General features: G+C 55.8%; 24 protein-coding genes and 1 tRNA gene. 8 read left to right on the plus strand and 17 right to left on the minus strand.

What is annotated here, in order from left to right:
• Positions 1-54: 54 nt before the first annotated feature.
• Complete coding sequence (locus ACZ5FM_RS10040) at positions 55-651, plus strand: DUF922 domain-containing Zn-dependent protease (protein WP_312945994.1); 597 nt, start codon at positions 55-57, stop codon at positions 649-651.
• Positions 652-678: 27 nt separating this feature from the next.
• Here ACZ5FM_RS10040 and ACZ5FM_RS10045 read toward each other — a convergent pair whose 3' ends face one another.
• The 4 genes from ACZ5FM_RS10045 to ACZ5FM_RS10060 form a co-directional block, all read right to left on the minus strand.
• Positions 679-1,299, minus strand: coding sequence for a J domain-containing protein (locus ACZ5FM_RS10045; protein WP_192488599.1), 621 nt, complete (start codon positions 1,297-1,299; stop codon positions 679-681).
• A gap of 380 nt (positions 1,300-1,679) precedes the next feature.
• Positions 1,680-1,755, minus strand: a tRNA-Thr gene (locus ACZ5FM_RS10050).
• 122 nt (positions 1,756-1,877) lie between these two features.
• Positions 1,878-2,234, minus strand: a complete 357-nt coding sequence (locus ACZ5FM_RS10055) for a nuclear transport factor 2 family protein (protein WP_192488598.1) — start codon at positions 2,232-2,234, stop codon at positions 1,878-1,880.
• A 163-nt stretch (positions 2,235-2,397) separates the two neighbouring features.
• Complete coding sequence (locus ACZ5FM_RS10060) at positions 2,398-3,507, minus strand: endonuclease/exonuclease/phosphatase family protein (RefSeq protein ID WP_464038585.1); 1,110 nt, start codon at positions 3,505-3,507, stop codon at positions 2,398-2,400.
• Between the two features lie 232 nt (positions 3,508-3,739).
• On the opposite strand from ACZ5FM_RS10060, the gene ACZ5FM_RS10065 reads away from it, so the two are divergent.
• Positions 3,740-4,486: a GGDEF domain-containing protein gene (locus tag ACZ5FM_RS10065; protein WP_464038586.1), complete on the plus strand. Its 747-nt coding sequence runs from the start codon at positions 3,740-3,742 to the stop codon at positions 4,484-4,486.
• A 43-nt stretch (positions 4,487-4,529) separates the two neighbouring features.
• Here ACZ5FM_RS10065 and ACZ5FM_RS10070 read toward each other — a convergent pair whose 3' ends face one another.
• From ACZ5FM_RS10070 to ACZ5FM_RS10090, 5 genes are all read right to left on the minus strand, one after another.
• Positions 4,530-5,558, minus strand: coding sequence for an ABC transporter ATP-binding protein (locus ACZ5FM_RS10070; protein ID WP_464038587.1), 1,029 nt, complete (start codon positions 5,556-5,558; stop codon positions 4,530-4,532).
• Positions 5,546-7,240: an ABC transporter permease gene (locus ACZ5FM_RS10075; protein ID WP_464038588.1), complete on the minus strand. Its 1,695-nt coding sequence runs from the start codon at positions 7,238-7,240 to the stop codon at positions 5,546-5,548. The genes ACZ5FM_RS10070 and ACZ5FM_RS10075 overlap by 13 nt, the downstream gene beginning before the upstream one ends.
• 8 nt (positions 7,241-7,248) lie before the next feature.
• On the minus strand, positions 7,249-8,232 hold the full coding sequence (locus ACZ5FM_RS10080; protein ID WP_464038589.1) for an ABC transporter substrate-binding protein: 984 nt from the start codon (positions 8,230-8,232) through the stop codon (positions 7,249-7,251).
• 89 nt (positions 8,233-8,321) lie between these two features.
• The gene (locus tag ACZ5FM_RS10085) at positions 8,322-9,155 is read right to left on the minus strand and encodes a PhzF family phenazine biosynthesis protein (RefSeq protein ID WP_464038590.1); all 834 of its coding nucleotides are present in this window, start codon (positions 9,153-9,155) and stop codon (positions 8,322-8,324) included.
• A 194-nt stretch (positions 9,156-9,349) separates the two neighbouring features.
• Positions 9,350-10,594: an aminotransferase-like domain-containing protein gene (locus ACZ5FM_RS10090; RefSeq protein ID WP_464038591.1), complete on the minus strand. Its 1,245-nt coding sequence runs from the start codon at positions 10,592-10,594 to the stop codon at positions 9,350-9,352.
• Positions 10,595-10,892: 298 nt separating this feature from the next.
• Between ACZ5FM_RS10090 and ACZ5FM_RS10095 the strand changes: the two genes are divergently transcribed.
• Positions 10,893-11,345, plus strand: a complete 453-nt coding sequence (locus ACZ5FM_RS10095; RefSeq protein WP_275641571.1) for an RbsD/FucU family protein — start codon at positions 10,893-10,895, stop codon at positions 11,343-11,345.
• 59 nt (positions 11,346-11,404) lie between these two features.
• Here the strand turns inward: ACZ5FM_RS10095 and ACZ5FM_RS10100 are convergent, their stop codons facing one another.
• The 4 genes from ACZ5FM_RS10100 to ACZ5FM_RS10115 all read right to left on the minus strand — a co-directional run bounded on the left by ACZ5FM_RS10100 (position 11,405) and on the right by ACZ5FM_RS10115 (position 14,577).
• The gene (locus ACZ5FM_RS10100; protein ID WP_464038592.1) at positions 11,405-11,794 is read right to left on the minus strand and encodes a nuclear transport factor 2 family protein; all 390 of its coding nucleotides are present in this window, start codon (positions 11,792-11,794) and stop codon (positions 11,405-11,407) included.
• A 504-nt stretch (positions 11,795-12,298) separates the two neighbouring features.
• Complete coding sequence (gene ilvC, locus ACZ5FM_RS10105) at positions 12,299-13,318, minus strand: ketol-acid reductoisomerase (RefSeq protein WP_192488588.1); 1,020 nt, start codon at positions 13,316-13,318, stop codon at positions 12,299-12,301.
• Between the two features lie 70 nt (positions 13,319-13,388).
• Positions 13,389-14,012, minus strand: coding sequence for a TetR/AcrR family transcriptional regulator (locus tag ACZ5FM_RS10110; protein WP_192488587.1), 624 nt, complete (start codon positions 14,010-14,012; stop codon positions 13,389-13,391).
• Between the two features lie 160 nt (positions 14,013-14,172).
• Complete coding sequence (locus ACZ5FM_RS10115) at positions 14,173-14,577, minus strand: winged helix-turn-helix transcriptional regulator (protein WP_250981813.1); 405 nt, start codon at positions 14,575-14,577, stop codon at positions 14,173-14,175.
• 161 nt (positions 14,578-14,738) lie between these two features.
• Here ACZ5FM_RS10115 and ACZ5FM_RS10120 point away from each other — a divergent pair, with 161 nt between their 5' ends.
• Positions 14,739-15,623: an SDR family oxidoreductase gene (locus tag ACZ5FM_RS10120; RefSeq protein ID WP_464038593.1), complete on the plus strand. Its 885-nt coding sequence runs from the start codon at positions 14,739-14,741 to the stop codon at positions 15,621-15,623.
• Between the two features lie 158 nt (positions 15,624-15,781).
• Here ACZ5FM_RS10120 and ACZ5FM_RS10125 read toward each other — a convergent pair whose 3' ends face one another.
• Positions 15,782-16,690: an AraC family transcriptional regulator gene (locus tag ACZ5FM_RS10125; protein ID WP_464038594.1), complete on the minus strand. Its 909-nt coding sequence runs from the start codon at positions 16,688-16,690 to the stop codon at positions 15,782-15,784.
• Between the two features lie 188 nt (positions 16,691-16,878).
• On the opposite strand from ACZ5FM_RS10125, the gene ACZ5FM_RS10130 reads away from it, so the two are divergent.
• Positions 16,879-17,925: an NAD(P)-dependent alcohol dehydrogenase gene (locus ACZ5FM_RS10130; RefSeq protein ID WP_192488583.1), complete on the plus strand. Its 1,047-nt coding sequence runs from the start codon at positions 16,879-16,881 to the stop codon at positions 17,923-17,925.
• An 82-nt stretch (positions 17,926-18,007) separates the two neighbouring features.
• On the opposite strand, the gene ACZ5FM_RS10135 is transcribed toward ACZ5FM_RS10130, so the two are convergent.
• The gene (locus ACZ5FM_RS10135) at positions 18,008-19,273 is read right to left on the minus strand and encodes an NAD(P)/FAD-dependent oxidoreductase (protein ID WP_464038595.1); all 1,266 of its coding nucleotides are present in this window, start codon (positions 19,271-19,273) and stop codon (positions 18,008-18,010) included.
• 83 nt (positions 19,274-19,356) lie between these two features.
• Entirely contained in the window at positions 19,357-20,112 is a 756-nt protein-coding gene (locus ACZ5FM_RS10140; RefSeq protein ID WP_250981818.1) for a pyridoxine 5'-phosphate synthase, read from the minus strand.
• 384 nt (positions 20,113-20,496) lie between these two features.
• Here ACZ5FM_RS10140 and ACZ5FM_RS10145 point away from each other — a divergent pair, with 384 nt between their 5' ends.
• Positions 20,497-21,198 (plus strand): MerR family transcriptional regulator, encoded by a 702-nt coding sequence (locus tag ACZ5FM_RS10145; protein ID WP_464038596.1) that lies wholly within the window; start codon positions 20,497-20,499, stop codon positions 21,196-21,198.
• 19 nt (positions 21,199-21,217) lie between these two features.
• Here the strand turns inward: ACZ5FM_RS10145 and ACZ5FM_RS10150 are convergent, their stop codons facing one another.
• Positions 21,218-22,345 (minus strand): ATP-dependent DNA helicase, encoded by a 1,128-nt coding sequence (locus ACZ5FM_RS10150; protein ID WP_192488579.1) that lies wholly within the window; start codon positions 22,343-22,345, stop codon positions 21,218-21,220.
• A 104-nt stretch (positions 22,346-22,449) separates the two neighbouring features.
• Between ACZ5FM_RS10150 and ACZ5FM_RS10155 the strand changes: the two genes are divergently transcribed.
• Positions 22,450-23,742 (plus strand): SDR family oxidoreductase, encoded by a 1,293-nt coding sequence (locus ACZ5FM_RS10155; RefSeq protein ID WP_464038597.1) that lies wholly within the window; start codon positions 22,450-22,452, stop codon positions 23,740-23,742.
• A 6-nt stretch (positions 23,743-23,748) separates the two neighbouring features.
• Positions 23,749-24,228: a DUF2269 family protein gene (locus tag ACZ5FM_RS10160; protein WP_464038598.1), complete on the plus strand. Its 480-nt coding sequence runs from the start codon at positions 23,749-23,751 to the stop codon at positions 24,226-24,228.
• Positions 24,229-24,300 lie beyond the last annotated feature (72 nt).

Below are 24,300 nucleotides of genomic sequence, written 5' to 3' on the forward strand. Positions count from 1 at the left end.
GCGGTCGGTGCGTGGGTTGCTGATATGGAACCCCGAGTGATCAAGACCCGCGACATGAAAAAAGCCGCCATCCCTACCCTTCTAACATTGCTGGCTTTGCCCGCTGCCGCTCACGCCAACAACTGGCGCCCGGCTGAACAGATCAAACCCTATACAGTGCGCGGTTCAACCGGCATGGAACTGTACCAGTCGATCGGAGCTCGCGGACCCGAGGCCGGCTCCGGCCAGGCCATCGCCTACACCACCTTCAAACTGACCTGGCGCCGGGATTACCGGCCACTGCCGGATGGCGCCTGTGTGCTGGCCTCCGCCCGGCCCAATCTGACCATCATCTACAGCTGGCCCAAACCCGCTACAAAACTGTCAGGGGCAATGGCAGACAGCTGGCAAAGCTTTATCCGGGGCGTCGAGACGCATGAACGCGTTCACGGCGAGCACATTCTCGACATGGTCCAAAAAATCGAGGCTTACAGTGTAGGCCTGAGAGCCGAAAACGACCCGAAATGCCAGAAGGTTCGCGAAGTTTTGCAAAAGCGGCTCGGTGAACTGTCCAACGAACAGCGCCGTCGCAGCAGTGATTTCGACCGGGAGGAAATGTCACCCGGTGGCCGGGTGCACCAACTCATTCTGGCGCTGGTCAATGGACCGTAATCCAATGACAGACAAGCGGCTGGCGGTTTATTCCGCCGCCTCAGCCTTCAGCGTCACGACGCGTTCCATCATCTCGATCTCGTAGGAATAGCCTTCCAGCATGGTATAGGCCTGCTCGATGGCCTCGATCTGCGCTTCGGCATTACGAATGGCCTCTGCGATAGATTGGCTGCGAGAGCGCAGCATTGAGCCGAGCACATCGGTTTCCGGCTTTTTGCCCAGCCGGTCCATATGTTTGCGCACGCGGGTGCGATGACGCTCAAGCTCGAGAATGTGGAAACGGCTTTTGAGAATATCGTCCGTCAACTTGCGGCGCATGGCCGCAACAGGATCGAAACTGCCCGGCTCGCGCTCATCCAGAATGAACTCGTTGACCAGTGTTTCCAGCATCAGCAAACCTTTGAGATCCTTCGGATCTGCCAACTGCGGATCATAACCGGTGTCATCGAACACCTTGCGGCGCACCGGGTCCTTCAAAAGATCATAGGCTTTTTGCAGGCTGGAGAATTGCTCGGTATCACCGCCACTATCCGGATGCGCGTTTTTTGCCAGCTTGCGATAGGCAGCCTTGATCGCTGCCTCATCCGCATCGCGCGCCACACCAAGCAAAACATAGGGATCGATCAACACAGCACCTGTTTTACGCATTCACACCAAGGGCGACGATCCACCCGCATGAAGCAGACCATACGCAATTTTCACGCCCGACGGCAGTCCTTGATGTCAGTTTTCACGACAAACCTGCCATGCCCAAGGTGATAAGCCCACCATCAGCCATGACATTTCAAAGCGGAAAACACGCTTTAACCGCAATTTTGTCAGGCGCATGTCCATCTTGCCAACAATGCCGACAAAACTGTGGAAAGCGGAAGTCGGAGAATCAGAAGGTTCAATTTCTCGCCTAGCCCAAACTCGGGCGGCCATCAGACACGTCTGCAACTTCAGGCAATCGTGTCTTCGCAAACTGAACGCGAGACGTTGACGACAATCTATCGTCAACTGCAATGCATTGATTTAAAGGGAAAAACTGGTGCCCCCGACAAGGTTCGAACTCGTGACCCCCTGATTACAAATCAGGTGCTCTACCAACTGAGCTACAAGGGCAATCCAGTGCGTGTGGAATTACCAGATTCTTTTTCTGTGTAAAGCGAAAATTGAAAATAAGCATGCCGAACATGCATTTTTTTGTTCGCAAACCTGAAATGGGGATTTGTAGAGGCTAAGCCTTACTCATCGTGCAAATAATAAAGCTTGTGAACGATCAACCACTTACCATCGATTTGTAGCAGTGAGAGGTAATTGGTGAAGTTCGCCCCTGCAAAACTATCGCGCAGTTTGACGGACGCGGTCTCGCCAGCGGTATCAATGCCAAGAATCTCATAATCGAGCTCATGGTCCGGTGACGGAGAATCGACAGACTTGATCTGATCGATGAAATCACTGAGAGACAGCCACTCAATACCGCCCTGATAGTTACCGACGATGGCGGCTCGCGGATCGAAAAGTTCCCGTAACCTGTCCTCATCGGCAAAGGTCATGGCGTGTACATAATCAACGACAGTCTCAGAAATGGAACCGGGCATCGTTTTGGCCTCGCGTTTATGTTTCTTCCATTCGCATGTTTTAGTCAGTCAACTTGAACTGAAAGACAACATACACCTGAAACAACTTACTCGCCAGAACCCCCAATTGTCGCCGGTCCACCCCACAGCCCTAATCTATGCAGGACAGCGCCGCGCTGGCTCATCATTCCAGATCCAGGGTCATCACGACAGGGCAATGGTCGGATGCCTTGGGTCTGTCCCAGCCGGTGCGTGGATAACGGTCCACCGCCTGCCCCGGCGGAAAAATGGTGCGATACGGCTGGCCATTGCGAATAATGTCCGGCACCTGGTGTGGATTGAGGCTGGCAAGGCGCGGTGATAGCCAGATGTAATCAAGCTGGCACAGATGCTGTTCCTGTGGTCCACGCGAATGATACAGCGTCCACCGGTCCATCACATCACGGCGCAGCATCGGGTTGATGGCAAAACCATCGGCACTCAGCACATTCAACGCGCTTTCATCCTCGTTGACGGGCGTAAAGGTGTAGCCCTTGCGCCGGTCACCGTCGATTAGCACCTTTTCCTGATAGTCGTTCATGTCGCCACAAATGGCGAAATTCATGTCGCGCGCCTTGCCTGCGCCGAAGCGGCTTTCAATAATATGGCGCACGGCTTTCAGTTCGGCATGCCGGATGGCCATGGTGCCAAGTCGCGCATCCGTGGATTCACGCGAATTGGTCATCGATTTCAGATGCACCACGTAAAGCGTAAAGGGTTTGCCGCCGATACGCAGGTCAAGCTCCAGGCAGTCGCGTTTGAAAATCTTGTCATCCGGCTGGTTGGTGACTGAGATATCGGCGTTAAAGAGATGCAGGTCGCGGTAAGTCAGTGCCGCATGGCTTTTGATATCCACCAGTTCGATACGTTGCCCGTCGCGGGTTTCCTCACGCATGATGACGGCGACATCGATGCCGCGGCTGTCATTGCCCTCCACCAGATATTTCTGGCGATAGCCGTTACCGACCATACGAAACAGATAGCCATATTCGAAGGCCTGCAAGGCCGCCATGTTGTCCACTTCCTGCAGGCAGAGGATGTCGGCATCCGCGTCAGCTATCGCCAGCGCTGAAAGCTGGCGGGTATCGTCGGTAGAAGATACCAGACGCGCGCTTTCCAGGGCCTGATAGGTCGCCTCGTCACGGATCTCGAAAAGCTGCATCGCCCTGTCGCGGCGGGTCTGGTTGCGAAAGCCTGTAAAATCAAAGCGGGTGAGCAGGTTTTCGATGTTGAAAGTGGCAAGCCTGAGCGACATGAATCATTCCCGTTTATGCAACAACAGCAACTTAGAACCTTAGCTGTTCGGCGGGCAAGAGAACATGCATTCCATCGGCGATGAGGATTTGAGCCGTCACAAGAGGGGTCAAAAACCATGCTAGTGGATAATGCACCAATTAAATACGAAAACGTCGCAATTTAACGGTTCCGTTCAGACAATTTAAAACTGCGGCATGGTTAGTCCCGGATCGGATGGAACCAAAAGATCAATGATTGATTTTCGGATTATCACACTCAAGGCTCTGGCCACGGGAATATTCGCATTAGGCGTGACCCTGCTGATATCTGTGACATTCGTTCCCATGATGGGAGGCAAGCTTGCGGGCGCTGGACTGATCATGACGATCATCTGCCCGCTTGCAAGCGCAATCCCCATGTCGGCCCTTCATTACTGGAATACTGCAAGACTGCGTCTGGCCCGCAAGGAAGCGGCAGAAGCGCGCGACGAGTTGGCCTTTGCCTATGAACAACTGCGGATGTCATCGCGTCTTGATCCGCTGACCGGCATCCTCAACCGCGCCACCTTCATGGACGAACTGGAAAAGGCAAGTCTGGGACAAAAGAGCGGCGGCCTGCTGTTTTTCGATCTCGATTACTTCAAGACACTCAACGATACCTACGGCCATGCCACTGGCGATGCAGCGCTACGCCGTGTTGGCCAGTTGGTGTCGCGCATGAGTGCAGATGACGATATTGCCGGCCGTATTGGCGGCGAGGAATTTGCAATGTTCCTGCCCTTCCTCAAACGGCAGGACATTACCGAGGCCGCGGAAAAAATCCGCATCGCCATCGCCAACCTGAAGGTCACGACCACAGATGGCGACAAGATCGGGCTGAGCGCCAGCTTCGGTGTCGCCTATTGCGAAACCGGTTTTGACCCATCCCGCATGTTGCAGGTGGCCGATGCCAACATGTACAGCGCCAAACGTCAGGGTCGTAATCTGGCGGTCAGCTAAAGCCTGACAGACAGTTACCGTCAGGCTTTCCTTCATAGGAAGATCAGAGCCGCCAGGCGGCTCTGATGGCAACCGGAATAAAATCACCAACATTTGCAGCATCACGGCTATAGGCACGCAGGCTCTGGCCATCTGGCAGTTTCAGGCGCAGCGCATAACGCTCCCCTTCATAAAGAGATGACGTAACCCGGCAACGAATACCATCTGCGTCCTGCACCACATCCTGCGGGCGAACAAGAATATCACCGGTCGGCGACACGCCTTTTCCCTTGGCAAAAGCCGGTGCCAGAACGCTCCACTCCAGTTCGCGATTGTCCTGTTCCGGCAGCGTCAGTGAGACGATTGCTCCCTGCCCGACCAGTGAACCGACCAGCCGCCCTTCCGGACGGGCATAAAGCTCCGCTGGCGGTGCCACCTGCAACAGCTTGCCTTGAGACATCACCGCCACATCGGTTGCCAGCGCCATGGCCTCGGACTGGTCATGGGTGACGTAGATCATCGTGGCACCGGAACTGATGTGGAACTCACGGAAGGTCTCTTCCATCTCCTGACGCAGATGCCGGTCGAGATTGGCCAAGGGCTCATCCAGCAACACCACATCCGGCTCGGTCACCAGGCACCGTGCCAGTGCCACACGCTGGCGCTGGCCACCGGAGAGTTCTGACGGGCGACGATTGGCGTAATTTTCCAGTCGCACCGCCGCCAGTGCGGCAGCCACCTTGCTGCGATAACGCTCACCGGAGATGCCGCGCACCTTTAGCGGATAACCAGCATTGTCAGCCACCGTCATATGCGGCCACAGCGCGTAGGACTGAAACACCATCGCCATGTTGCGGCGTTCTGGTGGCACCATGCTACCGGCGTCGGCCAACACACGCTCGCCCAGCAGAATGGAACCATCGCTTGGCTGCTCGAAACCGGCAATCATGCGCAGCACCGTTGTCTTGCCGCAACCGGAAGGCCCCAGCAGCGCCAGAAAACCGCCATCACGAATGGTCAGCGAGACATCGTCCACCGCAGGTTTGCCAGTGCCGAAGTCCTTGGACAAACGGTTAAGGATCAGTTTTGCCACGGTACAACTCCCTTCGGCAATTTGCGCCCAAGCAGTTCCAGAAGCAGCATGAGAATGATCACCATGGCCACGACAAGAACGGACAATGCAGAGGCAAGATCGAAACTGCCGCTATCATCAAGATTGTAGATAACCACCCCAAGTGTCTGGGTGCCGGCTGACCACAGCAGCGCAGACACCGTCAGCTCATTACAGGCGATCAGAAAGACCAGAATAATCGACGCCCCAGCCGCCGGTGCCACCAGCGGCAGGATGATATCCTTCAACCGGCGCCAGAACCCCGCCCCGGCCAACCGGGCTGCCTCTTCCAACGCAGGATCGAATTGCGAGAAGGCACCAACCATCGGCTTGAGGCTGACGGCAAAGAACGACGAGAAATAGGCCAGCAGAATAATCCAGATCGTGCCGTAAAGCGTCACGCCAACAAAGGGCAACGGTGCGGCCAGAAGCAGGATGAAGGCCACGGCAATAACGATGCCCGGCAAGGCATAGGGAATATCCACCAGCGCCGACAGGATGAACATGAAACGGCTTTTTGCCCGCACCAGAAAATACGCCGTCAACAATGTCACCAAGAGGAGACCTGCTGCCGTAACACTGGCGAGGAACATCGAATTCAGGAAGGCGGTACGCGTCGAGGCCTGCCGAAACAGGATTTCCTCATAGGCATGCAAAGTTGCTGTCTTGAGGCTGAGCGGCACACCGTATGCCGGTGCGAGCGAGCTTGCGACAAGGGCTGCCAGCGGCGCAACCAGGATGAAGAAGATGGCAAGCCACAACAAGACTTCGAGCGGCAAACGCCAGGAATGTAGCCGGAAGGTCGCAACCTTGCCCGACAGACCGATGATGCGGTAATCGCGGCCCTTCATGGCTCTTTCCTGCACCGCAAGACCGGCCACCGAAATAATGGCAATCATGCCCGACAACATGGCGATATCGCCAAATGTGCTGGTGCCGAAGCTGGCAAAGCGGCTGTAGATCAGCGTCGGTAGCGTGAAAATCGAGGCTGGAATACCGAGAATGGCCGGAATGCCGAAATTGCCAACGCCAGAGACAAAAGCAATGGCCGCACCGGCAATCAGCCCCGGTGTCGACAGAGGAAGAATGACGTCTATCAGCACGCGCCATGAGGTGGCGCCCGACAGGCGGGCAGCCTCGATACCATCCTGCGGCAGTGCCAGCAGGCCAGCCCTCAGGGACAGATAGACCAGTGGCGCGTGTTGGACGCCGAGCAGCAATGCAATGCCGCCGATTGAATAAAGCGGTTGTGGCGAACCCAGCGCTGGCGCGAGGCCAATGGCCTTCAACAACGTGCTTGACGGACCCGTCATGCCAATCCACGACAAGGCTGTTACCTGTGGCGGGATCATCATTGGCAACATGAACAGGAAGCTCATGGCAGCCTTGCCGCGCACATCGCACAGCGTGAGCGCCAAGGCGAAACCGCCGCCAATTACAACGGAAATGATCATGCCGAGAAATGAGGTGACCAGACTGTTCAACACCGCTCGCCACAAGGCAGGATCAGTCAGCAATGGCCATAAGTCACCACTCAGTGACGAAAGAATTCCGGTATAGGCAAGACGCCCCAGCGGCAGGGCGCTGAGGACGAAAACCACCAACACTACAAAGGGAAACAGCCAGCGCGGCTGGCTGCTTCCTGATGCATTCAAAACGGACATAATGTGATTTAGCCGTTCGAACCGAAGATGTCGGAGAAGGTCTTCAGGTCTTTCTCGGAGTTCTTGAGAGCTTCCGGAGCATTGATTGGCAGAACCTTGATCTTGTCGCGGGCCGGGAAACCTTCTGGCAGAGCAACGTCGTTGCGTGCTGGAATGTAACCAAGCTTGAGGAAGCCTTCCTGGCCGTCCTTGGACAGAACGTAATCAACGAACTTCTTGGCAGTGTCAGCATGCTTCGTTGTGGACAGAATGCCAACCGGCTCGGTCACGGCCGAAACCCCCTCTTCCGGGAAGATGAATTCAATCGGTGCGCCCTTGGCCTTTTCACGGATTGGCATGTAGTCAACCACAACGCCATAAGCCTTTTCGCCAGAGGCCACAGACTTCAGCACACCACCGTTACCACCAGCGGCAACCGCACCATTTTCCGTGAGCGCCTTGTAGTAGTCCCAGCCAAGGCTGTCGACGCCAGCCAGCGTCTGCGCGTGAATGAGAGCAGCACCCGAGGTCAGCGGGCTTGGCATAGTCACCATGCCCTTGGCTTCCGGTTTTTCGAGATCCTTCCAGCTGGTTGGCTTCATCGCAGCGGCAGTGTTGTACATGATACCGGTGGTGATCAACTTTGTGGAGTAGTAATAACCATCGGCGTCATACAGCGAAGCGTCGAGATTGGCGGCTTCCGGCGACTTGTAGGCCATCAACTGACCAGCCTGCTTCATGCGCTCCAGGGTGACCGTGTCGGCAATCAGCAGAACGTCGGCAACCGGATTGCCGGCTTCAATTTCCGCCATCAGCTTTGCCATGATCTTTGGCGTTCCGTCGCGAACCCACTCGACGTCGAGGCCGGGATTGGCAGCCTTGAAGCCATCGACGGTAGCCTGCGCATCTTCATTTGGCTGGCTGGTGTAGAGCACCAGATCAGCAGCGTTGGCGCTGCCAACAATCATGCCAAACGAAACGAGAGCAGTGAAAGCGGAAAGAAGGGTTTTCATGGGTCCATTCCTGTTATGAGGTGGCCCCGCTAAAACACATATCTATAACATGTATGTGACAGTCCATTTTTCAGGCCTGTCAATACACCTCATATGACAACACTGCCATCGATAACGCCGGTCACTTCACCAGCGATCCAGATGTCGTCGTCCAGCTTCTCGACATAGACGCGCCCGGCACGACCAAGCACCGTGCCCTGACTTGCGACATAGCGTTGTGGCGCAACACCTTTGCCCATCAGCCACTGGGCAACACCGGCATTGAGACTGCCAGTGACAGGGTCTTCGCAGTTGTCGCAAAATGCCCGCAGCTCGAAATCGGTTTCAACACCGTCCTCATGGGTACATGGCGCCACCACACCGACTTGATAATGTCCAAGTGCCGCATAATCCGGCCGAATATTCAAAACATCCGCTCTGGTTTTCAACAGCAATGACAGCCAGCCCGGACCATTGTCCGTCCAGTTTGCGTCGACAATGGCGCTGGATGCCACGCCAAGGGCCGCTGCCACCGTCGCCAGCGTCTCGGCATCAACAGTCCCGGATTTGCGCAAAGGCGGTGCGGCAAATGCCGGCCTGCCGTCACTGATGCGGATACGCACCAGCCCTGCCCCGCATTCCTGCACAACGTCCTGCATTCCAGTTTTGCCATGATGGGCAAGCCAGACATGGCAGGACCCAAGTGTCGGATGACCGGCAAAGGGCAACTCACCAACTGGCGTAAAAATCCGCACGCGGTAATCAGCACCATCAACTGTCGGTTTCAGCAGAAACGTCGTTTCGCTGAGGTTGGTCCAGTTTGCAAAGGCCGCCATTTGCGCGTCCGAGAGATCATCGGCATCGCAGACCACCGCCAGCGGATTTCCCTTGAATGGCTGTGAGGAAAAGACATCGACCTGATGAAAGGCATGTGTTTGGGTCACGAAGAATTTCCTTGGGAAACGGGCGTCACACGGTCTGTCATTCATGCAGGCACAGGCAGGTGCTGCCGCGGAAACTGACAATAACGAAGAAAAAAATTGCCGGCAAACGCGGACATACGGCAAAATGAGGCTTGAAACCGCAGATGAAAGGCAGCGGGATACTGCTCCCGCTACCCTCACGCATCAACAACCAATCAGATGATTGGCATCGTCGCGCTGGTTGTCGCTTCTGCACCGGCAACCAGACGACCAAGGCGCTTGATGCCCTCGTCGATCATCTGCTCGTTAGCGCAAGAGAAGCTGATGCGAAGCGTGTTGCTGCCCGAACCATCAGCAAAAAATGCCTTGCCCGGCACGAAGGCAACGCGCTCGCTCGACAACGACTTGGCCAGCAATTCAGCACCGTCGATGCCTTCTGGCAGTGTCACCCAGATGAACATGCCACCTTCCGGTTTTGTCCAGCGAGCGGTCTTCGGCATGTATTTTTCAAGGGCTGCCAACATGGCATCACGACGGGCGCTATAGGTTGCCTTGATCTTGGCGACCTGCTTGTCGAAACCGCGCGAAGCAACATGTTCGATGGCCATCTGGTTGATGGTCGAGGAATGCAGGTCAGCGGCCTGTTTCATCAAAACCAGCTTGCGGATGACCGGCATGGAGGCAACAACGAAACCAACGCGCAGACCAGGTGCCAGCGTCTTGGAGAAGCTGCCGCTGTAGATGGTACGGGTGTTTTCAATGCCGCCGCTGCGCTCAATGTCGAGTGCCAGAATCGGTGCAATTGCTTCGCCGTCAAAACGCAGGTTCTGATAGGCAGCGTCTTCGAGAACGGCGATATCCAGTTCATCGGCCAGTTCCAGCAACTTCTTGCGGTCTGCAAGGCTGACGGTTTCACCGGTCGGGTTGGAGAAGTCGGCAGACAGATAGGCAAATTTCACCGAACCACCGGCCTTGGTGGCGTTTTCACGGTAGGTTTCCGGTGTGCGGTTGCCGCCCGGGTTTAGCTGGTCATAGGTCGGCTCATAGGCGTTGAAGGCCGAGAGCGCGCCAAGATAGGTTGGCCATGTGACCAGCGCCGTATCCTTCGGCGACAGGAACAGCTTGCCGAGATAATCGAGCGCCTGCTGTGAACCGGAGGTGATGAAAACATTGTCCACGGAGCATTCAATGCCGATCTTCGCCATGTCGGCAACGATCCATTCGCGCAGCGGCTTGTAGCCTTCGCTGACGGAATATTGCAGGGCAGAATTTACCTGTGCACCGGAAAAAATATCGGAATAGGCCTGCTTGAATTCCTGATCTGGGAACAATGCAGGGTCGGGAATGCCGCCTGCAAACGAGATGATATCCGGCTGCTCGAGCAGTTTCAGCAGTTCACGGATTTCCGACGCCTTCATGCGCGAAGAGCGCGTGGCGAAAATATGTTCCCAATCAAGCATGGGTACGTTTCCTCTTGTTTCGTTTTTTGTGCTTTTATCTTTATAGAAAACTCGAAAGGTCAGCAATGCTGACTTATCGAATTTTGGTACTATTTTTCGACTCTACGACGCACTCCCAAATGCAGCCGCCCACTCCATTACAACTCCCTTTAAGACTTAACAATTCCCAACTGTCAGCAGTTGAACGGTGCACTCACCTGCCCCCATCAGCCAAACAATGGCCAATCACGCATTGACGAAACGGTAATTTCCGGGTCGATTGCACGGCAACTGATTTGCATTTTTCGAGGAGGATAGAATGCTCAAGAATATCGACCCGGCACTCAATGCCGATGTGCTGCACGCGCTACGCGCCATGGGGCATGGTGACACACTGGTCATTTCCGACACCAACTTCCCGTCCGACAGCGTGGCACAACACACCGTAGTCGGTCAGGTCTTGCGCATGGAAAACATTTCCGCCGCCCGCGCCATGAAGGCAATCCTTTCGGTTCTGCCGCTGGACACCCCCTTGCAGCCTTCCGTCGGCCGCATGGAAGTGATGGGCGCACCGGACCAGTTGGAGCCTGTGCAGGCCGAAGTGCAGAAAGAAGTTGATGCCGCCGAAGGCAAATCCGCCCCGATGTATGGCATTGAGCGCTTCAAGTTCTACGAAGAAGCCAGGGATGCATATTGCGTGATCACCACGGGTGAAACCCGTTTCTACGGCTGCTTCATCCTGACAAAGGGTGTCATCCCACCAACAGCCTGAGTGCGGTTCTCTGCACCAGATGAAAAACTGAATGAGCGGCCACCTGCCCGCTCATTCCCTCAAACCGGGATTGGCGTGCCCTGATGAAAGCGCAACTGCCAACCTGCGCCCTCACGGCTCCAGATTGAGGATCGGTTGGCGCGCTCGATGTTCTCACCATATCTGACTTCGCTGACATAGGTCACCTGCACGACATCCGCAGACAGATGACGCGCATGGAATTCTGGTAGCGGAATGGTCGCATCAATCACTTCAGCAGAATGCGGATCAAAAAACATCTCCGCACGCGCATAGGTCCTGCCTGAGCGGCCGAATTCAAAAAAGTCGGCAGCAAACACCTTGTCCATCAACGCGTTGTCAAAACGCGTCTCTCCGATCCACAGACACTCTTCCAGCCTGCGGATGGCATCCAAATCTTCTTTTGTTAGAGACACATCTGCGTCGCGCATAAGGCTGCCCTGTCTGTTTTATCGGGGTTTATCAGACCAGTTTTTACCGGGGTTCACAATAAAGAAAGCAGCGACTAGCCACTACCTCCCTCACCCCTGTGCTCGTCACAGGGGTCCAGTCATCCCAAGTCTTTGGGGTGAAAAGACTCTTCCGTCGCGCAGACGCGCGACGCCGGTTTCCTGTAACAAGTACAGGATTGAAGAGTGGTGAACGTTGACGCAAGACGTAAGCCACACAAGGAAAAAGGCCGGAGCTTTCGCCCCGGCCTTTATCAATTTAATCTAAGCAAATTGCTTAGTGAACAGCCTCGTCGACGCCCTGTTGTCACCGACCCCTCTGCTGCCGCAGACACGCAAACAACAAAAAGGGCCAGCGCTTTCGCGCTGACCCTATTAGTTCAACCTAAGCAAATGGCTTAGTTGACAGCCTTGTCAACCACCTGTTCTTGCCGATACCCGCGATGCCGCAGGCACGCAAACAACAAACAGGGATCGGCAAAAGGCTTAGTTAACTGCCTTGTCGACCAGCTTGTTCTTGCCGATCCATGGCATCATGCCGCGCAGCTTTGCGCCAACTTCTTCGATCTGGTGAACATCGTTCATGCGGCGGATGCCCTTGAAGCGTGCGCCACCAGCCTTGTATTCCTGCATCCAATCAGACGTGAACTTGCCTGTCTGAATGTCTGTCAGAACGCGCTTCATTTCAGCCTTTGTTTCGGCAGTGATGATGCGAGGACCGGTAACGTATTCGCCCCACTCCGCAGTGTTGGAGATGGAGTAGTTCATGTTGGCAATGCCACCTTCGTAGATCAGGTCTACGATGAGCTTCACTTCGTGCAAGCACTCGAAGTAAGCCATTTCAGGTGCGTAACCCGCTTCGGTCAGCGTTTCGAAACCAGCGCGGATCAGTTCAACCAGACCACCGCACAGAACAACCTGCTCGCCGAACAGGTCGGTTTCGCATTCTTCACGGAAGTTGGTTTCGATGATGCCGGAACGGCCGCCGCCAACGCCACAAGCGTAGGACAGAGCAACTTCAAGAGCGTTGCCGGAAGCATTCTGGTGAACAGCAACGAGGCAAGGCACGCCGCCGCCCTTCTGGTATTCGCCGCGAACCGTGTGGCCTGGGCCCTTTGGTGCGATCATGACAACGTCAAGCGTGTCCTTTGGCTCGATGAGGCCGAAATGAACGTTTAGGCCGTGTGCGAAAGCAATCGCTGCGCCGTCACGGATGTTGCCAGCAATTTCTGCCTTGTAGATGTCGGCCTGCAGTTCGTCAGGTGTTGCCATCATCAACAGGTCTGCCCACTTTGCAGCTTCTGCAACGGTCATGACCTTGAAGCCGTCAGCTTCTGCCTTCTTGATGGTCGGCGAACCGGCCTTCAGCGCGATAACGATATTCTTCTGGCCGCTATCCTTGAGGTTGAGCGCATGGGCGCGGCCCTGCGAGCCGTAACCGACGATGGCGACATTCTTCGCCTTGATGAGGTTGAGATCGGCATCACGATCGTAATAAACGCGCATATCAGTTCCTTCTCTATGCTAATCAGGTTGAGACGGTGCGGGAAGGCAGCCCTGCCCCGCAGCCGCGTGATTATTTCTGCACACCATAGAGCGTCAGAAATGCCGTAACGGCCTTTCTTGCCCGTGGTGCGAAATCCTTTTCCGGTGCCTCGCCCAGCAGCATGCGAACATGCAGATCCGAGACGATAAGACCGTAAAACATGCGATATGCCTCTTCGACGTCATCGATGCGAAGCAGGCCGGAGCGACGCCCCGTCTCCAGCAGAGCCTTGGCGCGACGGTCGATCTGGCGGCGGCCGCGTTCCAGAAGCAGCGTGCCAAGCTTGGAGCCGTCACGGCTGCTCTGCCCGACCGCCAGACGGTTCAGCGCCAGCGAAACATCGCCTGCAAGAACGTCAAGCAAATCATGGGCAAAAACGTCAAGATGTTCTTTCAGCTGCTCGACGCTGAGGCGTTCGCCGGTACGCTCGATGGTGCGGACCTTGCTCTGCTGAAAGGTGATCATCGCAGCCAGCAGACCATCACGGTCGCCAAACCACTTATAGAGGCTTTCCTTGGAACAGTTGGCCGCGCGTGCGAGACCGGATGTGGTCAGCGCTTTATCCCCACCCTCGACAAGCAATTTCAAAGCCTGCTCCAGAACAGCGTTCTGACGCGGCGAAAATTCCTGTGTTGTGATTGGATCGGTTGTCACGGCATTCACTCCAGAAGTACGGATTAGTACCGTACAGTACGGTTCTGGGGATGGATAAGAGAATGCCTTCTCCGGGTCAAGATATTTTTTAAGGGAACGTTACGATTTGGCGCAGCGCAGCATAAAAGCTGCGACGCAAACAATCTCGCCTTCGCAGCAGTCAGGCAGCCTTGTCGAATTCAGCACGCGCAGTCCGCACGGCTTGCTGGTTTTCCAGCGCCCAAAGGATGACTTTCGACACAGGTTCATAAAGCGAATGCCCGAGCGGCGTCATGCGATATTCAACGCTTGGCGGCTTGGTCGGGAAAACCTCACGTTCGACATAACCGTCGCGCTGCAGATCACGCAAAGTCTGCGTCAGCATCCGCTGCGAAATATCAGGCACCATGCGTCGCAACTGCCCGAAACGATAGGGTTTTTCGGCCAAGGCCTCCAAAAGCAGCGTTGCCCACTTGCCACCAATCTGGCTGAGAAGATCACGCACCGGGCAATTGTCGAAATCCAGCGCCGAATAATCTATAGTGCCACTGTTTTTCGGTTTGAAGCCAGAGGTTGGCGCATCCATGGTGGTTCCCTTTTGGTAACGATCTACCGCGAAAGTGCCTTCTTTACAGCACACGGTCAATTCCTATTTTAGCCTTGGTCTCTTTTTGAGAGCAGCAAAACAAGCCGCTACTCATGACACGCAAAACCAGCGCCACACGAAACCAAACAAGGAAACACGCCATGAGCAAAATTCTCGTCACCGGAGCAGCAGGCCAGCTTGGTAAGGCTGTCATTCAGCATCTTCTGGAGACTTACAAGGTACCAGCATCCGACATCGTCGCCGCCAGCCGCGACACGTCCAAGCTCGCCGAGCTCGCTGCCAAGGGCGTTGAAACCCGCAAGGCTGATTTTGATGATGAAACGTCTCTGACAGCGGCCTTTTCCGGCATCGACAAGCTGCTGATCATCTCCACCGACGCTCTTGCCGTGCCCGGCCAGCGCCTCAAGCAGCATACATCAGCCGTCAATGCGGCCGCCAAGGCAGGCGTAAAACATGTGCTTTACACGTCCATGCCAAACCCGGACAAATCGCTGGTTACCTTTGCACCTGACCATCTCGGCACAGAACAGGCCGTGAAGGCGAGCGGCCTGCCCAACACCATCATCCGCAATGCCTGGTATAACGACAACTACCTGCATGCCATGCCGCACAACCTACAGACCGGACAGTGGTTCACCTCCAGCGGCACAGGCAAGGTTCCCAACATCTCGCGTGACGATTGCGCCCGTGCAGCAGCCGCTGCCCTCGCCAAGGGCAAGGCAGAAAACAAGACCTACACCATCACTGGTCAGCAGTCGCTGAATGCCGATGAGGTTGCCGCCCTAATCACCGCCGCTACCGGCAAACCGCTGGCCGTCGTGCAGATCAACGACGAGCAGTTGAAGCAGGGCATTGAGGGCGCAGGTCTTCCCGGCTTCGTCGCTGACATGCTGGTATCGGCTGATGCCAACATTCGTGCGGGCAACTTCGATGGCGTGACCAATGACTACGAAACGCTGACCGGCGAAAAGCCACAGTCCCCGGCAGATTACTTCAAGGCCAACAAGGCAGCCCTGATCGGCTGATTGCATCAAGGTTTCTGAACGCAAAAAAGGAGGCAGGCAAACACCTGCCTCCTTTTTGCATTTCGGTTTTGCTGTCGTGATTTACTCGAAGAAACCGCGCCAACAGATTCTAAACATGCCCGAATCGCCACGTATTAACCTTGCGGCATCCAGTCTCGTTATTCCGCAGCCATGCTTTCGCGTGACGCATCGACATCGCGGGCTGGTGACAGGCCGTAAACACGGCTGTATTCCCGGCTGAACTGCGATGGGCTTTGGTAACCGACACGGTGACCGGCAGTACCGGCGTCCAGCCGCTCCAGCAACATCAACCGCCGTGCTTCCTGCAGGCGAAGCTGTTTCTGGTACTGCACCGGTGTCATTGCGGTGATTGCCTTGAAGTGGTGATGAAAGGACGACACGCTCATGCCGACATGATCGGCAAGGTCTTCAATCCGTAACTGGCGGGCAAAGTTCTCGCGTAGCCAGGCAATGGCACGGGCAATGCGGTTGCCATGGGTGTCCGCAGCGACAATGCTCATCAACTGCTCACCAGCTGGCCCAGTCAACACGCGGTAGAGGATCTCCTCCTCTATCAGCGGCGCCATGGCAGGAATGTCGGACGGACGATCAAGCAACCGGAGCAACCTTGTGGTTGCATCGAGAAGTTCCGGTGTTGCCGCGTTGACGACAATGCCACGCTGGCCGGTTGCAGTCTCTGCACGCCGCCGGATATGGGCGCGGGCCATAAGATCCAGCACTTTTTCGCCGCTGATAGCAAGCGTGATGCAGAAATGCGGAACCTGCTCGCTGGCCTCAACCACACGCAATGCGACAGGGAGGTCCAGCGAACTCAGCAGATAGTCACCCGCGGCGTAATTGATTGTGTCTATGCCCAGTTGCAGGCTTTTAGCGCCTTGAATCACCATCGCAAGACAAGGACGGTAGCTACCATGGCACGGCGCACTGGGTGACGAACGTTTGCTGATACCCAGACCGTCAACGGCCGTCTGCACCTCCCCGTCAACAGGTGCGTAACGCGCAGCGATCGAAGCGATTTCATGATAGGGGCTGAAAGGCAGCGTCATTGGTCAAGTCTCTTCGAGAAAGAACGGATCCGGTAGGCTACATCTAGAATATGGCGGCCCTTTCGCAAAGGCCACACCGATTCAATTTGCAGGATCGTGCAAAAAGGCTGGAGGATCGCTCTAACGGCACAGCGCATTTTCATTGCAGTATCCGCCATCGCTTTCCCAAACCTGAAAGGAAACTTCAGATGGCTATTGCAAGAGGTTATGCTGCGACGGATGCGTCGAAGCCACTCACTCCTTTTACCTTTGAACGTCGCGAGCCGAATGACGATGACGTTGTCATCGACATCAAATATGCGGGCATCTGCCACTCCGACATTCACACCGTTCGCAACGAATGGAAAAACGCCGTTTTCCCAATCGTTCCTGGCCACGAGATTGCCGGCGTCGTCAAGGCTGTCGGTTCCAAGGTCACACGCTTCAAGGTCGGTGATCACGTCGGCGTTGGCTGCTTCGTGGACAGCTGTGTCGGCTGCGCCACCCGCGATCTCGACAACGAACACTACATGCCAGGTCTCGTCCAGACCTATAACGACAACGATGCCGATGGAAAAACCAGAACGCAGGGCGGTTACTCCGACCATATCGTTGTCAAGGAAGGTTATGTCCTGTCGATCCCGGACAACCTGCCGCTCGACGCGTCCGCACCACTGCTGTGCGCCGGTATCACGCTTTACTCGCCGCTTCGTCGTTGGGAAGCTGGTCCGGGCAAGAAGGTTGCCATTGTCGGCATGGGTGGTCTTGGCCACATGGGCGTAAAGCTCGGTGCTGCACTGGGCGCAGACGTGACCGTGCTGTCGCAAACGCTTTCCAAACGTGAAGATGGCCTGAAGCTGGGTGCGAAGGAATATTACGCCACCAGCGACGCATCGACCTTCGAAAAGCTGGCCGGCACATTTGACCTGATCATCTGCACAGCAGGTGTGGCGATCGACTGGAACGCTTATCTCGGCCTGTTGAAGCCAAAGGGCAGCATGGTTGTGGTTGGCGCGCCTGAGCATGCCATTCCGGTTCACGCCTTCTCGCTTATCGTCGGCGCAAGAAGCCTGTCCGGTTCGATGATCGGTTCGATCAAGGAAACCCAGGAAATGCTCGATTTCTGCGGTAAGCACAACATTGTCTCGGAAATTGAAAAGATCGACATCAAGGACGTCAACGAAGCTTATGAGCGCGTGCTGAAGAGCGACGTTCGTTACCGCTTCGTGATCGATATGGCGACGCTGCCAGCCTGATTGCTGACCAATGGCCTGAATACACAAAGGGCAGGATGCGATATGCATCCTGCCCTTTTTCGTTTGTATCAGACGCGTGGTGTCACGCCTCGTCTTTGAGAGTTTCCTTCTGGGTAATCAGGCGGGCACTGTGCTGACCGCTAAGATAGATCCACAACCAGCTCCATGCCACCGCAAGGCGCGAACGCGTGCCGATCAGGAAGTAGATGTGGGCAAGGCCCCAGATCCACCAGGCAAGCCCGCCCTTGAGGCTGAACTTGCCGAAGTCGATAACGGCGGCACGTTTACCGATCGTCGCCAGATTGCCCTGATGCCTGTAACGAAACGGTGCTGTGAATGGCATGCCAGTCAGACGGGCAACGATAAGTCTCGCAACATAACTACCCTGCTGTTTTGCCGCTGGCGCTATACCCGGCACCGGCTTGCCGCTTTGCTGTGTTACGGCGGCCGTATCACCAATCACGAACACATCAGGATCACCCTCAATGGTCAGGTCTGGCCCGACGATGGCGCGCCCTGCCCGGTCGGCGGCGATGCCAAGCCATTGCGCGGCCGGAGATGCCTGCACACCTGCCGCCCACACCACGGTGCGGCACGCCACAAAACGATCTCCAATTGTCACACCTTCATCCGTGCAGGCTGTAACCGGTGTGCCAAGCGAAACCTGTACGCCAAGCTTTTCCAACGCATCCTTGGCATAGGCGGAAAGGTCTTCGGTAAACACCGGCAATACGCGTGGACCGGCCTCCACCAGAATGACCTTGGCTTTGGTGGTATCAACACGGCGGAATTCCGGTGGCAGAATTTTATGCGCCAACTCGGCAATCATGCCGGCCATTTCCACACCGGTCGGGCCAGCGCCGATGATGACGAAGGTCAAAAGCGCTTCGCGCTCCACCGGGTCGTTGCTGAGTTCGGCCTTCTCAAAAGCCAGCAGCAAACGACGGCGTAACGTCGTGGCATCCTCCAGGGTCTTCAGACCCGGCGCCACGCTTTCCCACTGGTCATTGCCAAAATAGGCATGGCGTGCGCCGGTTGCCAGAACCAGCGTGTCGTATCCGATGTTTTCACCGGTCTTCAACTGCACGGTTTTTGCGGCACGGTCGACGCCGGTCACCTCAGTCAACAGCGTGGTGACCTCTTTGCGGTCCTTGTACAGCAGGCGAATAGGCCAGGCGATTTCGGATGTGGCAAGAACGGTGGATGCGACTTGGTAGAGCAGTGGCTGGAACAGGTGGTGATTGCGTCGGTCAATCAGCGTTATGCGAACAGGTGCGCCTTTCAGCCCATGTACAAGCTGAAGCCCGCCAAACCCGCCTCCGACAACAACGACATGATGTTCCTGCATAAAACTGCCCCTTGGTCATAATAAATAAAGCCCGCGCATGGGAATGCGCAGGCCCAATTTATAAAGCCAAAACTTGACAATAGTTATGAAATATCCTGACCGCAGGCGCGGCAAAAACGCCGCACCGTCTCGACCATGCCATATTCCAGGGCATCCGCAGTCAGTCCATGACCGATGGAGACCTCGGCCAAATAAGGAATGCGCTTGACCAGTGCCGGGAGGTTGGCAACCGTCAGGTCATGTCCAGCATTGACCGCAAGCCCTAGCGCCTTGGCGTGATCGGCTGTCTGGCCCAAAGCCTCAAGCAGTACGGCCTCTTTTGCCGGATCGTCGTAACACCCGCCAAACGGGCCAGTGTAAAGTTCGATACGTGCGGCACCGGTCTCAGCAGCCAGTTCCACGGCAGAGCGGTCTCCATCACCATCGGCAAACAGCGACACGCGCATGCCGTTGGCTTTCAGACGCGCGACGGTTTCTTTCAGGAGCCCTGAATGTTTGTGAAAATCCCAACCATGGTCGGACGTGGCCTGCGACGGATCATCCGGCACCAATGTCACCTGCTCTGGCTGGGTCTGTTCGCAAAGCAACAGAAATTCTTCCGTTGGATATCCCTCAATGTTGAACTCCGCCTGCGGGAACTCGTCATCAATCAGGGCGCGTAACACAGGCAAATCAGAAAACCGAATGTGGCGTTGGTCTGGCCGCGGATGTACTGTCAGACCGCTGGCACCGGCCTGAAGCGCCAGTCGACCAAAATGCTCGACATCCGGCCAGGGCAGATCGCGCCTGTTGCGCAGCATAGCTATGGCATTGAGATTAACGGATAAAGTGGTTGGCATGACGGCAGCCCTTGGAAAAGCAAATCAGGAGTGAGTACTCTCTTTTATCAAGGATGCAGTAACAGAAGGGCAACAACCAGAAAAAAATGTATTCGGCATGGAACAGAATCAGAAATGGGTTCATTATGCTAAATTCGCGCAATCCGCTGAAAGGAATGCCGCCTGTGAGAGATGTTGCCGACCATAGGACCAATCACACAAACGACGCTCGCCTTGTGAGTGGCACACCTCGTGATTGCGCCAGGCAAACATTTCACTCCAGACATCAACGATGAAAGACCAGACACGCGAGAGGGCCAATCTCGCGCGGTTCATTCATGGAATGTAGCGACTGATCAAGAAGGAATGCTGTAAAGATATTCACGCATGGAGGGGGGAGACCTTATGCAGAAGGAAAATACGCCCGACGGTCAAATACGTGCGAAATCTAAGTCGTCGCTCTATGACGAACATATTTTCTTGCCAGACCTCAAACTATCCCTACGCTTGCCGCCAGAGCCGGTTGGAATAGCAGAGATGGCTAATCTTTTTGGCGTCACCCATAGAACGTTGCATTTCTACGAGGAAAAAGGACTGCTATCCTCCCGCCGTTCTGGCCTGATGCGCATCTATTCGCATCGCAACGTAAATGTCATGGCGCTGGTCAACACCTGCCGCGAAGTGGGCATTCCCGTTGCGGTCATTCAGGAATTCATGGAAAAGCTGGCTGATGCGGATTCTCAAGGGGAAGCGACAGCGCTTTTCGAAGATTTGCTCAATAACCGCAAACGCGAACTGACGGCTGATCTTTCAACCATGCGCCGGCAAATGCAACAGATCAGCAATCTGCTGACACCGGATGATGATGATGATGACACGGTTCAAACCGGCCCATTACCCGAAGATACGATCATACTGACCGATATCGAACGCAAATGCCTGGAACTGATGGCAGAAGGTTATGCCTCCGTTCGTCTGGCGCGTGCCGTTGGCCTGCGCACGGAAGAACTGCAGAAAATCGAATTGGGCATTATCCAGAAATTTAGCGCCAACAACCGCTTTCAAGCGGTTGCCAAGGCCGTATTGCTTGGCATCATCCCCGCTTGAAAGAACGGGAATAGTCGCCCTATCGAACGATCGTCAGTGTTTCTGCAGCGCGGGTAATGGCTGTATAAAGCCAGCGCTCGCGGCTGTCGCGAAATGCGAAACTCTCGTCGAACAACACAACATTGTTCCACTGCGAACCCTGCGCCTTGTGCACAGTCAGCGCATAACCGAAATCAAACTCGTCGTAACGCTTGCGCGTCGTCCAGGGAATTTCGGTTTCGCTTTCCTCAAACGCCGCTTTCAGCAGTTTGATCTTTGCCGCACCGCGATCCATATCGTCGTCTTCAGGACGGATCATCAGGTTGATGCCGGGTTTTACCGTCTCGCGCGATGAACTCATCACCTGCCAAAGCGAGCCGTTCAGCAGTCCCTTGGCCGGGTCATTGCGCAGGCATACCAGCTTGTCACCCGACTGCGGATAATCGGCGGAAAAGCCCTTCAACTCGCGAAGACGCTGGTTGTAACGACGACGGGTGCGGTTGGTACCAACCAGAACCTGATCGGCGTCCAGCACCAATGACTGCGTCACTTCCGATTTGGATATCACCTGCGCCGAACCATAATCGCCGCGCATGATCTCGCGACCTTCGCGCACATCCATGGCCAGCTGGATGATCGGGTTATCCTTGGCCTGACGATGAATTTCGCTCAGCAGATAATCCGGTTCCTGCTCGGTGAAATAACCGCCACCGGTTACCGGCGGCAACTGGCCGGGATCACCCAGAACAAGGATCGGCGTGCCGAAGCTCATCAGGTCCTTGCCCAGTTGCTCGTCCACCATTGAGCATTCGTCGATGATGATCAGCGCAGCTTTGGCAAGCGGGCTTTGCCGGTTGATAGAAAACATCGGCGCGATGGACGTCTTGCCGGTTTCCTCGTTTTCGATGGCTTCTTCACCACGTGGTCGATAAATCAGTGAATGTATGGTGCGGGCATTGGACGCGCCGCGGGAACGCAGCACCTGTGCCGCCTTGCCGGTAAAGGCCGCAAACAACACGTCGCCATCCACATTCTCAGCGAAATGTTTGGCAAGCGTCGTCTTGCCCGTTCCGGCATAACCGAAAAGCCTGAAAACCTGCGAACGGCCTTCCTTGAGCCAACGCGAAACGGCTTTAAGAGCCTCGTCCTGTTGCGGTGAAAATTGCATGCGCTCTCTTCGCAGGATTCGGGGCAACTGCGCAACCGCAAACTCTCCGTGGAAGTTTTCCTTCCATGCGTGCCAGCGAAGGCAATAGCGCCTAAAATGCTCCCATGAAGATACTGATTCTCGGCGCAACAGGTTTCATCGGCTCAGAGATTGCAAGGAAACTTGCCCTGCAAGGCCATCAGGTTACCGGTCTTGGACGCGACCCTCAGCGGACAAAATACAAGCTACCAGACATGCAATGGGTCAGCACCGATCTGGCACGCATGGGCGAACCATCGGCATGGCAGGCACTTGTGGAAAGTCACGACGCCATCGTCAATTGTGCTGGCGCCTTGCAGGACGGTCTGGCCGACAATCTCGCCGCCACGCAGGAAAAATCCATGCTGGCGCTCTATCAGGCGGCACAGGCTGCAGGTGGCCGGCTGATCATCCAGATCTCTGCCAGAACCGCAGGTGCAGCATCATCCCTGCCCTTCCTCGCCACCAAACGGCGCGCTGATGAAGCCCTTGTCGAAAGTGGCCTGCCTTACGTCATTCTGCGCCCGGCGCTGCTCATTGGTCGCAATTCTCATGGCGGAACATCACTGCTGCGCGCACTTGCCAGCATGCCGCGCATATTGCCGCTCACCCACGCAGACAGCCCTGTTCAAACCGTTGCCATCGGCGCTGTTGCGCAAATGGTTCTTTTGGCACTCACCGGATCGATCCCTCCCAAAAGCGACGTCGACCTCGCTGCCGATGAAAAGCATACGCTCGGCTCGCTTGTTCTTCTGCACCGCCAGTGGCTGGGCCTACCGACTGCGCGGATCATTTCGCTGCCACCCGCCATCGCCCGACCGGTCAGCTGGTTGGCAGATTTGGCCGGACGTCTCGGTTGGCGCTCGCCCCTGCGTTCCACCGCGATGCAAGTCATGTCGGAGGGCGTCATTACCTCCGCCAGAACAGATGCCAGGCATTACGGTGTGCTGCTGAAAACCGCACAGCAGACATTGCAGGCAAGCCCTTCAGGTGTGCAGGACCTGTGGTTTGCACGATTGTATCTGCTGAAACCGGCAATCATTCTGTGCCTGTCGCTGTTCTGGCTGCTGTCTGGCCTGATCCCGCTTTTCGACCTGCCGCGGGCATCCGGTCACTTCCTGCCCTTCATGCCATCCACGGCAGCAATCACTATTACCGTCGCCACCTGTGTGCTGGACATGGCGCTGGGCCTCGCGGTTCTGGTGCGGCCTTTTGCACGCAGGACCATGCTCGGCATGTTGCTGGTTACCGCCACCTACCTGGTTGGCGGCACGGTGCTGGAACCGGGACTGTGGCTTGACCCGCTGGGGCCGCTTGTCAAAGTCCTGCCCTCCATCCTGCTCACGCTGGTCGCGCTCGCGACATTAGACGAACGATAGGCCACCATGCTGGAAGAATTTATCCGCCTTGCCCATGTCATTGGCGCAACCGTACTTCTGGGCACCGGTGCCGGCATTGCATTTTTTATGGTCGTGGCACGCCAGACCGAAAACCCTGTATTGATTGCCCATGTCAGCAGCACGGTAGTGATTGCCGATACGCTGTTCACGGCAACGGCCGCCATTTTCCAACCGATCACCGGATACCTGTTGGCTAAAAGCATCGGCTGGCCGCTGACAGAAGGCTGGGTCTTCCTGTCGCTTATGCTGTATGTCTTTACCGGCCTGTTCTGGTTGCCGGTGGTGTGGATACAGATCAGGCTGCGTGACATCGCCCGCCTTGCCGCAAAGGATAACACGTCATTGCCGCCGCAATGGTTCCGGCTTTACCGCATCTGGTTTGCCTGCGGTTTTCCAGCCTTCTTTGCCGTCATCGGCATATTCTGGCTGATGTTGATGAAACCCGACATTCAGCTTTGGAACTAAGCGTAGAAACTGCATCGAAAGATTTTTTCCAAACCACGGAATAAATCCGCCTCCTCTGGTGTCTTACTCCAT

This window comes from Agrobacterium sp. 5Ca50, from assembly GCF_055381905.1.

Coding starts and splice junctions, on each gene's coding strand:
- ACZ5FM_RS10130 (WP_192488583.1), top strand. CDS start 16,879: ATGGCTATTGCAAGAGGTTATGCTGCGACGGATGCGTCGAAGCCACTC.
- ACZ5FM_RS10135 (WP_464038595.1), bottom strand. CDS start 19,273: ATGCAGGAACATCATGTCGTTGTTGTCGGAGGCGGGTTTGGCGGGCTT.
- ACZ5FM_RS10150 (WP_192488579.1), bottom strand. CDS start 22,345: ATGCAATTTTCACCGCAACAGGACGAGGCTCTTAAAGCCGTTTCGCGT.
- ACZ5FM_RS10075 (WP_464038588.1), bottom strand. CDS start 7,240: ATGTCCGTTTTGAATGCATCAGGAAGCAGCCAGCCGCGCTGGCTGTTT.
- ACZ5FM_RS10060 (WP_464038585.1), bottom strand. CDS start 3,507: ATGTCGCTCAGGCTTGCCACTTTCAACATCGAAAACCTGCTCACCCGC.
- ACZ5FM_RS10100 (WP_464038592.1), bottom strand. CDS start 11,794: ATGCGCGACGCAGATGTGTCTCTAACAAAAGAAGATTTGGATGCCATC.
- ACZ5FM_RS10120 (WP_464038593.1), top strand. CDS start 14,739: ATGAGCAAAATTCTCGTCACCGGAGCAGCAGGCCAGCTTGGTAAGGCT.
- ACZ5FM_RS10040 (WP_312945994.1), top strand. CDS start 55: ATGAAAAAAGCCGCCATCCCTACCCTTCTAACATTGCTGGCTTTGCCC.
- ACZ5FM_RS10090 (WP_464038591.1), bottom strand. CDS start 10,594: ATGCTTGATTGGGAACATATTTTCGCCACGCGCTCTTCGCGCATGAAG.
- ACZ5FM_RS10160 (WP_464038598.1), top strand. CDS start 23,749: ATGCTGGAAGAATTTATCCGCCTTGCCCATGTCATTGGCGCAACCGTA.
- ACZ5FM_RS10140 (WP_250981818.1), bottom strand. CDS start 20,112: ATGCCAACCACTTTATCCGTTAATCTCAATGCCATAGCTATGCTGCGC.
- ACZ5FM_RS10115 (WP_250981813.1), bottom strand. CDS start 14,577: ATGGATGCGCCAACCTCTGGCTTCAAACCGAAAAACAGTGGCACTATA.
- ACZ5FM_RS10095 (WP_275641571.1), top strand. CDS start 10,893: ATGCTCAAGAATATCGACCCGGCACTCAATGCCGATGTGCTGCACGCG.
- ACZ5FM_RS10080 (WP_464038589.1), bottom strand. CDS start 8,232: ATGAAAACCCTTCTTTCCGCTTTCACTGCTCTCGTTTCGTTTGGCATG.
- ACZ5FM_RS10145 (WP_464038596.1), top strand. CDS start 20,497: ATGCAGAAGGAAAATACGCCCGACGGTCAAATACGTGCGAAATCTAAG.
- ACZ5FM_RS10045 (WP_192488599.1), bottom strand. CDS start 1,299: ATGCGTAAAACAGGTGCTGTGTTGATCGATCCCTATGTTTTGCTTGGT.
- ACZ5FM_RS10155 (WP_464038597.1), top strand. CDS start 22,450: ATGAAGATACTGATTCTCGGCGCAACAGGTTTCATCGGCTCAGAGATT.
- ACZ5FM_RS10055 (WP_192488598.1), bottom strand. CDS start 2,234: ATGCCCGGTTCCATTTCTGAGACTGTCGTTGATTATGTACACGCCATG.
- ilvC (WP_192488588.1), bottom strand. CDS start 13,318: ATGCGCGTTTATTACGATCGTGATGCCGATCTCAACCTCATCAAGGCG.
- ACZ5FM_RS10125 (WP_464038594.1), bottom strand. CDS start 16,690: ATGACGCTGCCTTTCAGCCCCTATCATGAAATCGCTTCGATCGCTGCG.
- ACZ5FM_RS10065 (WP_464038586.1), top strand. CDS start 3,740: ATGATTGATTTTCGGATTATCACACTCAAGGCTCTGGCCACGGGAATA.